This is a genomic window from Alloalcanivorax sp. C16-1, from assembly GCF_046507805.1.
Lineage (GTDB): Bacteria > Pseudomonadota > Gammaproteobacteria > Pseudomonadales > Alcanivoracaceae > Alloalcanivorax.
Map to the genome: position 1 here is coordinate 535,023 of NZ_JBKFTK010000002.1, position 13,826 is coordinate 548,848.

Annotated in this window: 11 protein-coding genes; 7 read left to right on the plus strand and 4 right to left on the minus strand. The window is 64.3% G+C overall.

What is annotated here, in order from left to right; genetic code table 11:
• Positions 1-1,113, minus strand: coding sequence for a GNAT family N-acetyltransferase/peptidase C39 family protein (locus ACLD0W_RS09665; RefSeq protein ID WP_410307269.1), 1,113 nt, complete (start codon positions 1,111-1,113; stop codon positions 1-3).
• A gap of 108 nt (positions 1,114-1,221) precedes the next feature.
• Between ACLD0W_RS09665 and ACLD0W_RS09670 the strand changes: the two genes are divergently transcribed.
• Positions 1,222-2,361 carry a patatin-like phospholipase family protein gene (locus tag ACLD0W_RS09670; protein ID WP_410307270.1) on the plus strand — a complete coding sequence of 380 codons (1,140 nt, stop codon included), beginning with the start codon at positions 1,222-1,224 and terminating at the stop codon, positions 2,359-2,361.
• On the opposite strand, the gene ACLD0W_RS09675 is transcribed toward ACLD0W_RS09670, so the two are convergent.
• Positions 2,358-3,101 carry a glycerophosphodiester phosphodiesterase gene (locus tag ACLD0W_RS09675; RefSeq protein ID WP_410307271.1) on the minus strand — a complete coding sequence of 248 codons (744 nt, stop codon included), beginning with the start codon at positions 3,099-3,101 and terminating at the stop codon, positions 2,358-2,360. The two genes, ACLD0W_RS09670 and ACLD0W_RS09675, sit on opposite strands and share 4 nt — an antisense overlap.
• A gap of 150 nt (positions 3,102-3,251) precedes the next feature.
• Here ACLD0W_RS09675 and ACLD0W_RS09680 point away from each other — a divergent pair, with 150 nt between their 5' ends.
• The 3 genes from ACLD0W_RS09680 to ACLD0W_RS09690 are packed head-to-tail and all read left to right on the plus strand — an operon-like array spanning position 3,252 to position 6,358.
• Positions 3,252-4,418 (plus strand): sulfotransferase family protein, encoded by a 1,167-nt coding sequence (locus ACLD0W_RS09680; protein WP_410307272.1) that lies wholly within the window; start codon positions 3,252-3,254, stop codon positions 4,416-4,418.
• 49 nt (positions 4,419-4,467) lie between these two features.
• The gene (locus ACLD0W_RS09685; protein ID WP_410307273.1) at positions 4,468-5,646 is read left to right on the plus strand and encodes a glycosyltransferase; all 1,179 of its coding nucleotides are present in this window, start codon (positions 4,468-4,470) and stop codon (positions 5,644-5,646) included.
• A gap of 1 nt (position 5,647) precedes the next feature.
• A complete protein-coding gene (locus tag ACLD0W_RS09690; protein WP_410307274.1) occupies positions 5,648-6,358 on the plus strand; it encodes a polysaccharide deacetylase family protein in 711 nt (236 codons plus the stop codon).
• Here the strand turns inward: ACLD0W_RS09690 and ACLD0W_RS09695 are convergent.
• Both ACLD0W_RS09695 and ACLD0W_RS09700 read right to left on the minus strand, forming a co-directional pair.
• Positions 6,355-6,519: a hypothetical protein gene (locus ACLD0W_RS09695; protein WP_410307275.1), complete on the minus strand. Its 165-nt coding sequence runs from the start codon at positions 6,517-6,519 to the stop codon at positions 6,355-6,357. The genes ACLD0W_RS09690 and ACLD0W_RS09695 overlap by 4 nt on opposite strands.
• A gap of 110 nt (positions 6,520-6,629) precedes the next feature.
• Complete coding sequence (locus ACLD0W_RS09700) at positions 6,630-7,535, minus strand: LysR family transcriptional regulator (RefSeq protein WP_410307276.1); 906 nt, start codon at positions 7,533-7,535, stop codon at positions 6,630-6,632.
• A gap of 960 nt (positions 7,536-8,495) precedes the next feature.
• Between ACLD0W_RS09700 and ACLD0W_RS09705 the strand changes: the two genes are divergently transcribed.
• The 3 genes from ACLD0W_RS09705 to ACLD0W_RS09715 all read left to right on the plus strand — a co-directional run bounded on the left by ACLD0W_RS09705 (position 8,496) and on the right by ACLD0W_RS09715 (position 13,621).
• Positions 8,496-9,776 (plus strand): OmpP1/FadL family transporter, encoded by a 1,281-nt coding sequence (locus tag ACLD0W_RS09705; RefSeq protein ID WP_410307277.1) that lies wholly within the window; start codon positions 8,496-8,498, stop codon positions 9,774-9,776.
• A gap of 89 nt (positions 9,777-9,865) precedes the next feature.
• Complete coding sequence (locus ACLD0W_RS09710) at positions 9,866-11,191, plus strand: OmpP1/FadL family transporter (RefSeq protein WP_410307278.1); 1,326 nt, start codon at positions 9,866-9,868, stop codon at positions 11,189-11,191.
• Between the two features lie 216 nt (positions 11,192-11,407).
• Positions 11,408-13,621, plus strand: a complete 2,214-nt coding sequence (locus ACLD0W_RS09715; protein WP_410307279.1) for an Ig-like domain-containing protein — start codon at positions 11,408-11,410, stop codon at positions 13,619-13,621.
• Positions 13,622-13,826 lie beyond the last annotated feature (205 nt).

Below are 13,826 nucleotides of genomic sequence, written 5' to 3' on the forward strand. Positions count from 1 at the left end.
TCAACGGTGGTCCGGGCGACCGACGATGACGGCGGTGCGCAGGCGGGACTGGCCGTAGCGGGTCATTTTTTCGAAGCGGTCCCGGGTAATCGGCACGTGCTGGCAGTCCAGGGGCACCTGATCGTCCGCCGGGTCCGGGTCGTGGATGTAGAAGCATTCCTGGTCCGCGCCGCTCACCACCACCCAATGGGGCGCCTTGCGCCCGTCCAGCCGCCAGGTGCTGATCAGCACGATGGCCACCTCGCCGTGTTTCAGGGCCTTGTCCAGGCGCGCCGCGGTGAGTTCCCGGTAGCGCACCGGAATGCCCCGTTCACGGACCTCTTCCTCGAAGTGCTCGTGCACCGTCTCGATCACCCGTTTCTTGTTCTCGTCGCGCACTGAATCCAGAAACAGCGGGCCGCGCTGGTTGCAATAGACCTGGGCGGTGAGACCGCGGGCCTCGGCGGCCAGGGCCAGGCCCAGCGGGTGGCAGCCGCCGTGGCCGGCGGTCATGAAAATGGTGGTGGCTTCGCGCCAGATCAGCAGTTCCTCCCGTTCCCGGGGGGCGCGCTGGAGCAGGGCGGCCAGGGCCATTTGCAGGCAGGCGGGCCCGCAGGTGAACTCGGTGCTCTGCCGCACCCAGGGGATTTCCCGGCCGGCGTGGCGCTCCGGCGTATAGTGCAGGCGCTTCTGGTAACGCAGGGCGTCCTCGTGATCCTCGTAATAGTCCGGCGTGGAGCCGAACAACTTGTAGCCGCGCCGCTCGTACAACCGGATGGCGCCGGCGTTGTCGCGACGCACCTCGAGGCGCAGGTAAAGACGCTTCTCCTCGTGGGCGTATTGCTCGGCGGCGTCCATCAGGGCATCGCCCAGACCCTGGCCACGCCAGGCCGGGTCGGCGGCGATGGAATAGAGCCGCGCCAGGCGCGTGCCCCGTTGCAGGATCACCAGGGCATAGCCCGCCAGGCTGCCGTCCGGCGCCGACGCCAGGATCAGGCCGGAGTGGGCCTGGCGGATCCAGTGACGGAAGCTGCGCCGGGACAAACGGTCGCTGTCGAAGCAGCGCCGCTCCAGGGCGGTAAGGGCATCCAGATCATCGGGCAGGGCGGGGCGCAGGGTAAAAATGGAATTCATGAGGTCATCCGGGGAATTCGGCACCAGCATAAAGCCCCGACGGGCGGCGATGCCAGTGCTTTTCCATGCCCGGTCGCATCGTCATAATGGCGCGATAAGGAGATCGAAATGCCCGTATCACCCGCTCCCTCGCGGGGGCTGATTCTGTCCGGCGGCGGCGCCCGCGCCGCCTATCAGGTGGGCGTGCTCAGCGCCATCGCCGACATGCTGCCGCCCACCGCCAGCAATCCCTTTCCGATCATCTGCGGTACTTCCGCCGGTGCCATCAACGCCGCCGGTCTGGCCGCCGGCGCCCACGACTACCGGCTGGCGGTGCGCGGCCTGGAGCAGGTGTGGGCCAACATGACCGCCGAGCAGGTCTACCGCACCGACATCGGCGCCTTCCTGCGCAGCCTGCTGCGCTGGATGTTCAGTTCCGCCGCCGCCGGCCGGGGCACCACCCGCAGCGCGCTGCTGGACAATACGCCGCTGAAACGGCTGCTGCGTCTGGTGATCAACTTCCAGCGCATCGGCCAGAGCATCGACCAGGGCCACCTGCGCGCGCTGTCGATCACCGCCTCCAGCTACGCCTCCGGGGAATCGGTGGCGTTCTTTCAGGGCGCCGACGATTTACAGGAATGGAACCGGGCCCGGCGGCTGGGCCGGCGCTCCACCATCGGCGTGCAGCATCTGCTGGCGTCGGCGGCGATTCCGCTGCTGTTTCCGGCGGAAAAAGTGGACGGCCGCTACTACGGTGACGGGGCGGTGCGCCAGCTGGCGCCGGTGAGTCCGGCGCTGCACCTGGGCGCCGACCGGCTGCTGGTGATCGGGGTGTCCGGCAATCCCACCGCCGAGCACCAGCGGCAGTTGAGCGGCTACCCGTCCCTGGCCCAGGTGCTCGGCCATGTACTCGACAGCGTGTTCGTGGACACCCTGGAAGGGGATGTGGAGCGGCTGGAGCGCATCAATCGCACGGTGCAGGCGCTCAGCCCGCGGGCCCGCAATCAGCACGAAATCCAGCTGCGTCAGGTGGAGGTGCTGAAGATCTACCCGTCCCAGCCGCTGGACGAGATCGCCGCCGAGCACAACAAGGAACTGCCGCGCACCTTGCGGTTCTTCCTGCGCGGCGCCGGCGCCACCCGCTCACCGGGGGCCTCGGCGCTCAGCTATCTGCTGTTCGAGCCCGGCTTCACCGGGCGGCTGATGTCGCTGGGGTACCAGGACGCCAAGGCCCGGGAAGAAGAGATCCGGGCGTTTTTGAAGGATTAACGCCGCTTTTTCCGAAAGTGCGCCATGAAGCTGGTGGGGAAGTCGGTGATGATGCCGTCCACCCCCAGCTTCGCCAGCCGCTGGGCCTCGGCCAGATCGTTCACCGTCCAGGTGGAGACCTTCAGGCCGCGCCGTCGGGCGCGGCGCATCAGCCCCTCGTTGACCAGGGTGTGCTTGGGCATCAGCCAGGTGCAGCCGAGTGCCGCCGCCCGGCGGGTGGGCTGCTGGTAGCGGTACTCCGCCACATAGCCGCGCTCGATGCGCGGCGTCATGCCGCGCAGCATGCGCAGAAAGCCGGCATGGCTGGAGGTCACCACGACCCGCTCGTGCAGGCCCTGCTCGTCGATCAGCCCGACCAGCTGATGGGCCAGCCGATGCAGCAGGGGCGAGTCGGCGCCCTTGACCTCGAACTGGAACCGCATGGCCGGCCCGCACAGGGTCACCACCTCGCGAAGGGACGGGATGCACACCGGGCTGTGCCAGCCCGGTGTGTTCTGGCGCGCGTCCAGCACGCCCAACTGCGCCAGGGTGTAATGATGGGCCTTGCCGCGTTCGCCGGTGGTGCGGGTGACGTTACGGTCGTGCACCACGATCAGGTGGCCGTCCCGGGACAGGCGCACGTCCAGTTCCACTTCCGTGACGCCGGCATCCAGCGCCACCTGAAAGCCCGCCAGGGTATTTTCCGGGGCCTCGCCGCGGGCGCCGCGATGGCCGACGATGGTGGGGGTCGTCGTACTCATGGTTCTCGTATCGTTGCCGGCCGGACCGCCGGGTCGCCGCGCATTGTGCCGGGGTGGCCGGGATGGCATCAATAGGCAGGGCGCCATTGTCATGGAAGCGTCACCTGACGCCTGCTAGGGTTGGCGCTTCGCGATCGGACGGAGACCTGAATGGGGTCCCTGCTCAAGAGTTACGCGGTGCTGTTCCTGCGCTCCTGGAACCCGGATTACGACGGCACCGTGACCGGCGTATCGCCGCGCCGCTGGCTGGTGATGGCCGCCTTCTGGCCGCTGTTCCTGCTGCTGCAGTTGATCAACGGCGCCTTCCTGCTGCTCGATCACCTGCTGTTTCCAGACTTTCGCCGCGTGGCGGTGCGCGCGCCGGTGTTCGTGGTGGGCGTGCCGCGCAGCGGTACCACCTTCCTGCATCGCCTGCTGGCCGGCGACCGGGAACGGTTCACCACCACCGCCCTGTGGGAGCTGATCTTCGCCCCTTCGATCTGCCAGCGGCGCCTGTGGCGCGGCCTGGGGCGGCTGGACGGGCTGTGCGGCCGGCCCCTGGGGCGCCTGCTGCATGCCCTGGAGCGGCGCGCCCTGGGCGGGCTGGACGACGTGCACCAGACCGGCCTGCGCGACCCGGAGGAAGATTATCTGGCGCTGCTGCCGGTGCTGGGCTGCTTTCTGCTGGTGCTGGCGGTACCCGATCCGCGCCTGTGGCGGCTCACCTTTGCCGACCGGGACCTGCCGGAGACGGACAAACGCCGCCTGATGGCCGCCTACCGGCGCTTCGTGCAGCGCCATCTCTACGTGCACGGCGACCGTCTGACTTTCCTTTCCAAGAACCCCTCGTTCACGCCGCTGATGGCCACTTTGGCGGCGGAATTTCCCGACGCCCGCTTTATCGGCTGCCTGCGCAACCCCACCGAGGCGGTACCCTCGCAGATCAATTCCATCGTCATCGGCGCGCGGATTTTCGACGGCCGCGACACCGCCGACTACTGGCGCGAGGGCTTCCTCGGCATGCTTGATTACTACTACCGGCACCTGCTGGAGCAACTGGACCGGCTGCCGCCGTCCCGCCGCGCCCTGTCGCGGATGGAGCAGCTGGCGGCGCGGCCGCTGGCCACCGTGGAGGGTTTCTACGCGGACTTCGGGCTGACCCTGTCGCCGGCCTACCGGGCCTGGCTGAGCGTCCAGGACGAAAAGGCCCGTGGCTACCGCAGCGGCCACCACTATTCGCTGGAGAACCTCGGGGTGGCGCCGGAACGGCTGATCGACACCTTCGGCTGGGTCTATGAAAAATTCGCTTACCCTTTGCCCGCCACTGAACGCCGGTGAGGTTTCTCTTGTCACAAATCAGACATAAGTGGTACTCATACTGCCTGCTATGAATACAAACGAGCTGCGCGTACTTTTTGTCGTGGACGCCATGAAGGGCCGCAACGGGGTGGGCGCCTACTTTCAGGATCTGGTCGCCCATCTGGACGGCAAGGTGGCCCGGGCCGAGCTGGTGTGTCCCAGCCTGGAGGAGCCCCATCCCTGCCAGGGCGTGTCCATGCCGATCCCCGGGGACCCCACCCAGCGTCTGTTCTTTCCCAAGATGCGTGAGCTGACCGCGCTGGTCTGGGAAATGAAACCCCATGTGATCGTCATCCCCGGCCCCGGCATCTTTTCCCTGGGCGCCTACTGGGTGGCCCGCAAACTGGGCATCCCGGTGTGCGTCACCTTCCAGACCGACTATGACCGTCTGGTGCAACTGTACTGGGGGCCGCGCCTGGCCAGGCTGGCCGGGGGCCTGCTCAACTGGCTCAACCGCACCCTGTTCCGGGGCTCCAGCGCGGTGGCCACCATCTGCGAAAGCATGATCGCCGACGCCCGCGCCGCCGGCGCCCGCCACCCGCAACTGGTGGGCACGCCGCTGGGGCCGGAGTTCGTCAACCGCGCGCCGGCGCCGCTGGCGGAACCGCTGGACTCGGTGCTGTACGTAGGCCGGCTGGCGGCGGAAAAGAACCTGGAACGCTTCCTGGCCATGGCCGAACAACGGCCGGACTGCCGCTTCACCGTGGCCGGCGACGGCCCGCTGCGGCCGCTGGTGGAAGAACACGCCCGGCGCCTGCCGAACCTGCACTTTCTGGGCTGGTGCAGCCGGGAACAGGTGGTGGAGCAGCTGGACGCCCACCAGGTGTTGGTGCTGCCTTCGTCGGTGGAAGCCTTCGGCACCGTGGCCCTGGAAGCCCTGGCCCGGCAGCGGCTGGTGATCACCACGCCGGTGTGCGGCATCAATCAATGGCCAGCGCTGGCCCGGGTGCTGACGGTGGCCGAGCCGAACGAAAGCCTGGCCGATACCCTGGCACGCCTGCGGGCGCTGACGCCGGCGGCCCGCCGGGAGCGGGCCGAGGCCGGTCGCCGCGCCGCCCTGGCCATGAACCAGGGCGCCGTGGACGGCTGGCTGCAGGTGCTGCAGGGCTGTGCCCGGCAGGGCGCGGTGCTGCCCAAGCCGCGCCGCTCGCCCACCGTGGCGGTGCTGCGCCGGTTGAGCACCCATCAGGCGCGGCCCGGACTCTGACGTGTCCCTGGCCGGCCTGGTTTCGATCCACGATGTGATGCCGGAGACCCGTGAGCGGGTCGCCGATCTGCTCGAGCGGCTGGCCGCCGTGCCGCCGGAGCACGTGACCCTGCTGGTGGTGCCGGGCAAGGATTGGCGCGATGACGACCTGGACTGGTTGCGCGACCTGGCCGCGCGGGGCTACCCCCTGGCGGGCCACGGCTGGCGGCACCGCTGCGATCCGCCGAAAAGCCTGCACCATCGCCTGCACAGCGCGCTCATCTCCCGTGACGTGGCCGAGCATCTGTCCCTGGACGCCGCCGGCATCGCCGCCCTGATCCGCGATTGCCATCGCTGGTTCGTCGAGCACGGCCTCACCCCCTCACCGCTGTATGTGCCGCCGGCCTGGGCGCTCGGCGCCATTGATCGCCACGCGCTGGCGGCCCTGCCGTTCCGCTACTTCGAAACCCTGGGCGGCGTCTACGACGCCCGCGAGCGCCGTTTCCACCGCCTGCCACTGGTGGGCTTCGAGGCGGACAACGCCTGGCGAGCGGCCAGCCTGACCGTCTTCAATCACTGGAACCTGGGGATGGCGCGGGCCTTCGGCCGGCCTTTGCGGGTGTCGATTCACCCGGGGGACTTGTCGTTGAGGTTGGGAGGGCAGGTACTGCCCTGGATAGGTCGTCTGGCGCGGACCGAACGTTATCCGGACCTGACGCCGGCCACCGATTAGCCGCGGATAGCGGTGGGGCGGCGCGCCTCGGAGCCCGTATCCACTTCGGAACTGAGCGTTTGCCCCTGACCATCCTGGCTGTCACTGGCCGCGCCGGATCCGGGCATGTAGAACAACGTCACCATCAGCAGCAGGCCGCGGGTCGCGATTCTTTTATTCATGGTCTGGCCCCCCGTGTGTGGTCCATCGACAGCGGCATGTGGCGTAATGCCATGATGGCGGCGGCCAGCTTAGAGCGGGGCACGTGAAGACTCCGAGAGGAAACGACCCTTCAGCCCGCCTGCTCCAGCCGCTCCGCGTTCTCCTCGATGAAATCCACGAACGCCCGGGTCTTGGCCGGAATCAACTCGCGGCCGGCGTACACCATGTAGAAGTCCAGGTCCGGCGCCCGGTATTCGGGCAGCAGCCGCACCAGCTCGCCGTCGTCGAGCTGGCTCTGGATGTCGGAGAGGCTTTTCAGGGCGACGCCACGACCTTCCAGTACCCACTCACGCAGCGTCTCGCTGTTGTCGGTGATCAGCCCGCCGCGTACCCGCACGGTGTGGCGCTTGCCGGCGGCGTCCTCCAGCACCCACTGGTCCTTGAAGGCGCCGGGGCAATCCAGGATCAGACAATCGTGCCGCTGCAGGTCCCGGGGTTCCCGTGGGGCAGGGTGGTGGGCCAGGTAGTCCGGCGACGCGCACAGCACGCAGGGATTGCGCATCAGGCGGCGGGCCACCATGGAGGAATCCTGGGGCTCGCCCAGCACGATGGCCACGTCCACCAGATGGGAGGAGGCCGCCGGGTCCAGCTCGCCGAAGTTGAGTTGCACGGAAAGTTCGGGGTAGCGGTCCGAGAATTCGCTGACCAGGGGAACGATATGCCTGCGGCCCAGGCCGATGCTGGACGCGATGCGCAGGGTACCCTGCGGGTGCTGGCCGGCCTGGCTGACCTTGGCGACCACGGTGTCCAGTTCGCCCATCAGCCGCTCCACGTTCTCGTAGAGATCACGCCCCTCGTCGGTAAGCTTCAGCCCCCGCGAACTGCGCACCAGCAGCCGGATACCCAATTGCCGCTCGATGCGGCTGACGTATTTACTGACGGATGCCACCGAAAGCTCCAGTGCTTTCGACGCCTCCGACAGAGTCCCCGCCTTGACCACCGCGACGAAGATAGTGAAATCCGCAAGCCGTTTCATGGTCTGTCCCTTTTTTTGTTTTACACCAAAACTGGTTTTTATGCGTCCTGGAAAAAGGCGCTTTCGGTGTCGATCCTTCCGTGAGACCTGCCAAGTATGGCATAGGGCCCGCGGGCCAGCCATAAACCTCAGAAAACAATGTTTTTATCATCACGGAACAGACCGCCAGTGACGATGCCCGCCGCGCCGGCCTTCTTGGTCGCGGCGCCCAATGCCGGTATTAGCACGTTACCAAAGCCAGCATGTTCCAAAAGATAACACCTGTAAACAAAAAGGGTCGGGCATCGAAGGTGACCCGGGAGCCCTCGTTTTCCCAATTAATTCCCGCAGAAGTATACATAACCATCATGTACGTTTTTCGCTTTGCCGGTATCCGCAAAGCCCGGAATTGCCATAAACCGGGTTTTGGTGTTTACATCCGTACTTGCAAAATCAAGGGGTAGGGTTGCAACTTCTGCTGCCTTTAAGGTTTGCCAGGACGCCAGGAAAAAGGGGACAGACATGGCCCAGGAGATACATGTTTACAGGCGTACCCGTGACAAACTAGGATTTCGCCAAGCCGACCCGCGCGGCGGTGCGCCCGATGTGGTACGTCAAGGGCGCTCCCCGGCCTCGACAACGCGGGCAATTAAGGAGTCACGGCGGACAGCGTGACCAACAACAACAACCAGGAGGTGGAGAACGCATGTTGCATGCGCTCTCGAGCCCGGAGACCGGCTCCCCTTTCAAATTCAATGATTTTTCGCTGTTGCCGCGCTGTTGCGGGTTCCGCTCTAGCCGTGGAGACCTTCGCACGTGGCGCTGTGATCCTTACTCGAAAAGTAATAGCTGTGTTAAACGTTGAGCTGCGGTCTCCCGGCTGCGTTCATGAAGAAGAACAACATCAGGCAGAAAGGTTGTCTAACTATGAAAAAATCGATAATCAAAACAATCCTGTTGCCCGCGGGAACGATGATGCTGATGAGCACGCCCGCGCTCGCCAACATGGGTAACACCGGCAGCACCTATGGCCTTTTCCCCTCGGACATCGCCTCCGCTCAGGCGCTGTCCCTGTTCAACACCTCCACCTCCGCCACGTACTACAATCCGGCCAACCTGGCGGTGGAGCGGACCAGCGAGATCACCGGCGCGATCTTTCACGCCGAGCACGATCTGAACGTGGACAGCAGCGACCCGAACTACTCGGGCAACGTGCTGGACACGCCTTCACAGCAAGTGATGCTGGGTCTCAAGGCGGACCTGAGCGGCCTGATGAAATCCGAACATCCCATTTATCTGGGCTTCATCGCCGGGGTGGAGAAGTTCGGTAAGGAAATGGTGGCGTTCACCTCCAGCGCCGAAGGCAATAACGCCCAATACCTGCAATACGACCGTCAGCCGCTGTTCCTGGCCGCCGGTATCGGTTCCAACGTATGGCGCGGCATCAAATTCGGCGCGGCCCTGCAGGTCACCCTGCACAATGATGCGGAACTGACCATCAGCAATAACCTGGCCGGTGAAACCGAATACGAACGCCTGAACGTGGAATCCCGCTCCAAGTTCCGCCCCGTGGTCGGCCTGACCATGAACGTCGGGGAAACCTTCTGCCGCATCAAGGGCTGTTCGCTGGATGGCCTGGACATGGCCCTCAACTACCGCGCCTCCACGGACTCCCAGACCTCGGTGGACGCCAATGCTCAGATTCCGGGTGTGATCCCCAGCCCCGGTGTCGATATCGACGTCTATAACGTCATCGACTCCTACCAGCCGGCGATCACCACCGCGGGCTTCCGCTACGACTTCGGTCGCTGGCGCCTGGGCTTCACGGGTGAATACCAGCAGTGGTCCGATCTGGGCAGCGACCTGGCCGATGACACCATCAAGGATCAGGCTGGCCTGGAATTCGAAGACATCTTCATCCCCCGTGTCGGCCTGGAAGTCGACCTGAACGACGTCTTCATGCTGACCTCCGGCGTGGCCTGGGAAAAGTCCCCCCTCAAGGGCAGCTCTTCCCTCGACGTCAACTATGTGGACGCCGACCGTCTGGTCGTCGGCCTGGGCCTCAGCGCCAACCTGAAGCATGTACCCATGATCGCACACCCCGTGATCCTGAACGTCGGCTACCAGTTCCAGCAGCTCGACGAGCGGGATTTCGATCTCAGTGAGTCCAAGGGCGTTGGCAATCCCAACGTTACCTACGCCAACGTGAGCACCGATGGTGAGGTCCACGTGTTCGCCGGCTCCATCTCCCTGAAGTTCTAACGGGCTAAACGAATACGGTGGGTACCATAATGAAAAACGACAAGTACAAATACGAGAATAAGCAGAACAGGGTTGAGAGGTCCGCTTTTATGAGCCGCAATTCGATCACCACGAATCTGTTGTCCGCGGGTGTCATGCTCGCGCTGAGCTCCACCGCCGCCGCCGGGATGAGCAATGCGCCGTCCACCTTCGGTATGTTCCCGTCGGATGTGGCTTCCGCGCAGGCGTTCTCCATTTTCAGCAGCAGCGCCAACGCGGTGTACTACAACCCGGCGGCGCTGGCCCAGGACGGCCGCGGCCAACTGACCGGCGCCATCCTCCACGGTGAGCCGGATCTTGGCTACAAGGACGCCGTCGGTGGTCCCGCGCGCAGCGGTCGGATTACCGATGAGCCGTCCCAGCAGCTGATCCTGGGTCTGAAGGCCGACGCCAGCGACCTGCTGACCACCGGCCACCCGATCTATCTGGCACTGATGCTGGGCAGCGAGGAATACGGCCGCGAAATGCTGGGTTTCAGCTCGCAGACGTCGGACTCCGGGCAATACCTGACCTACGGGCGCAATCCGCTGTTCCTGAACGTGGGCGCGGCCACGCCGATCTGGCGCGGTATCGACTTCGGCGCGGCCATCAACATTACCCTGAACAACAAGGCGGACCTGGACAGCCAACTGGAACTCAACGGTGAAACCCGCCAGGAAGTTCTGAATGTCTCCGCCGAGACCGTCTACCGGCCCAACGTCGGCTTCAACGTTGCCCTGGGCGAGACGTTCTGTCCGGACGGCTGTTTCCTGGATCGAATGAGCGCCGCCGTCGCCTTCCGTGGCCATTCCCAGACGGAAACCTCGGTGGACGCCACTCCGGTGGTGAACGGGTTGATTCCCGGTGGTCTGCCGCTGCGCGTGGCTAACGTGATCGAGGGTTATCAGCCGGACATCTACAGCGTTGGCCTGCGCTACGACATGGGTCGTGCGCGCCTGGCCTTCACCGGTGAATTCCAGCAATGGTCTGATCTGGGCGACGAGTTCAGCAGCGACACCATCAAGGACCAGGGCATGCTGGAGTTCAAAGACACCTTCGTGCCGCGCGTGGGTCTGGAGTTCGACTTCACCGACGCTCTGATGCTGACCACCGGCGTGGCTTTCGAAGAGTCGCCCCTGGACAGCGATGTGTCCCCGGACGTGAACTACCTGGACGCGGACAAAGTGGTAATTGGCGTGGGTCTTTCCGCCACGTTCAAGAACCCGCCGCTGCTCGCCTGGCCGCTCACCGTGGACCTGGCGTATCAGTACCAGCAGCTGGATGAGCGCCGCTTTGACATTGTAACGACCAACACCGCGTCGAGCGGCACGCCGACCTCCCTGAAGACCGACGGCGACGTCAATGTCTTCTCCGGTTCGGTAACGCTCAAGTTCTGATGAACACCGGGGCAAGCGTGCTTGCCCCGGGTTTTTCAGTGGACAGCCCCAGGAGTACTTGACGCCTGATCAAAGCATAAGAATTACGAGACTCTCAGAACAACAATTCACTCGATTGCACTTTGCGCGACGAAGGAAAAAGCGCTGATGCTTCGCTCGATGGACTGAGCGAAACATCAGTGTATCCCCTCGCAAGCGCAAAGGAGGACTCGGTCCATGAGAACAATAGCGTCCATCGTTTGCGCCATGGTGGTACTGACCGGCTGTGGCGGCGGCGACAGTGACACACCGATTGGCCAGGAGGCCACTGCCCCGAAAGCGGGCCTTTATTTTTCCTATCCAGCCGACGGGCAACAGCAAGTGCCGGTATCGGCGCCGGTCGTTCTGCGCTTTTCCAGCCCTGTTGGCGTGACCAGCGAGGCTGTCGGTGATCTCATCCAGCTCAGCGATGACGACGGAAACAGTACCGACTGGCAAGCGGTGAGCGTCACCGATGATGGTAGAAGTCTTCTTCTTTATCCGGATGGGGATCTGACGCCCATCAGGGCCTACCACCTTGATATCGACGCCATTGAATTGGCGGATGGCATGACCTCGCCCCGCACCCTGCGGTTCTCGACCCGGGCCTTGCGCGAAGGGCCCAAGGAATGGGTGGCTGAGGACGAGTTCCGATTGGTTCGGCGGTTGCCCCAGGACGAGGACCTGGATGTGCTGGACTTCAGCACCTTGCGGTTGCAGTTCAGCCAGCCCCTGGAGCGGTCCACCGTCGATTACGGTCTGGACCTGGATGATACCGTGCAGATCACCGACAGCGCCGGCGATCTGGTGGACGTGCACATGGTCGCCAGTGGCCCTTATCTGACCCTGGACCCGGTTGAGGATCTGCGCGCCGGCGAGACCTATACCCTGACGCTGAAGAGCACCATCGAATCCGGTTACGGGGAAGTGCTGGCCACCGAGTCCGGGGCTGGCGCGGATATAGCCTATCGTTACTCCTTCGTACCCAAGCCCACGGCGCCGCGCGTGGATATGGTGCAGGCCATTCCGGATACGGAGGATACCCAATCCCCACTCACTGGCCGCCAGATCAATCAGGTACCGGTGGTTTCCACTTTGCTGGGGGCCGACAGCGTCACCCAGGCAGAGGGGATGTTGAGTGCTGAGCTGGCGTTCGTCCCTGATTATCCACGTGCCGTGCCATTGCGCGTCGACCGCGCTTCACGCATCGAAGGGGAGAGCATCCCCGTAAAGCTGGGCGGCGTGGTGTTCCTCTACGATACCGGCACGATCCGGTTCGATTTCATCACCGATGCCAGCGGGTACATGATCCCTAATCCCTACAGCAATAACGACGATGCGCCACGCCAGATCCGCCTGTGGATGGACATGGCGATTACCGCCGAGGATCCCCGCGCGAACGCTTCCATCACCCAGGACCTGACGCACGTGGAACTCGTCGGCGCCGCCCAGGTCCGCGACGGGAGAATGAACATCGACGCGGTGGGTGTGGTGGAGCCGCTGCTGCAGGGCGCCGAGTACGCCTCCAGCCTGTTGAGTTTTCACATGGAGGAAGTACCACCCGGCGAAGAACAGCAGGGGGCTGCCCCGCAAATGCGGATTCAGCGGGTGGCCCTCCAAGGAACGGGTGACGAGTCCATGACGACGTCGCATGAACCTTCCCCCTCAACATCCTCGCCCACGTCAGTGCTCGCCGTTTACCCCGGTTATCCCTGTGTCATGGAGAGCGCCGCCGCGACGCGCAATCTGGCCGCCGGCCTTGCTGGCACCTGTGTTACCGATGGCAGCGCGGTGCCGTTAATGTCGTTGGCCGGCAATCGACCCATCGCGTTGGGGTTGTCCCGGCCGCTGGATCGCAACGATATGGAAGGCCGCCTTTCCGTAGCCAGAATCGATGAAACCGGCCAGGTGCTGGAAAGCGACGTGCCTGGCGAACTGAACGTCGAAGGCGGCCTGGTCACCTATATGCCGCACCACCCCTGGCGAGTGGATGCGCTGTACCGCTATCGGTTCGTCGCGCCGGAAGGCGCTGATCTGGTTCAGTATTTTCGTGGTGCCGCGCCCACGGCCAGGCCGCTGCGTTACCTGTCGACGGTAGCCGCGGAAGAGAGGGATGAGAGCCAGGAGGCGGGCATGTTCCTGGAGATCGGCGAACCGCGGAACGGTGCCGTCCGGGTTTCCATATGGCCAGGTACCTTGTCGGATGGCGCGGACCACACCGCCGCGCTGATGAGTTACCCCGTCCCCGGCCGGGCGGAGCCTTTGACCGGCCGGATTAGCGAAACGGAGAACGGCGCCGTTTTCAGCATGGGCGGCCCCACGGATCTGGCGGGCCCGCTGATCGTGCTCGATGACGGACGTGTCGCCGTGGAACTGGACGCGCGCAACTACATTCTGACGGCGGTGAAATAAGGCAGAGCGCCCAGACCCGGCAACATATGTAAACGAAGAAGGCGGCCGAAAGAGGCTGGTAAACAAAAAGTCATCTTCAAGGCTATTGCGATTTTAACATTTGGAGAAAAAAGGGACAGATTGTATTCGCAAATATAAGGCGGATTTTTCCATAACGCTATGTTTTTAAAGAGAATTGTTTTTGACGGTAAGGGAGGTGTAGCTT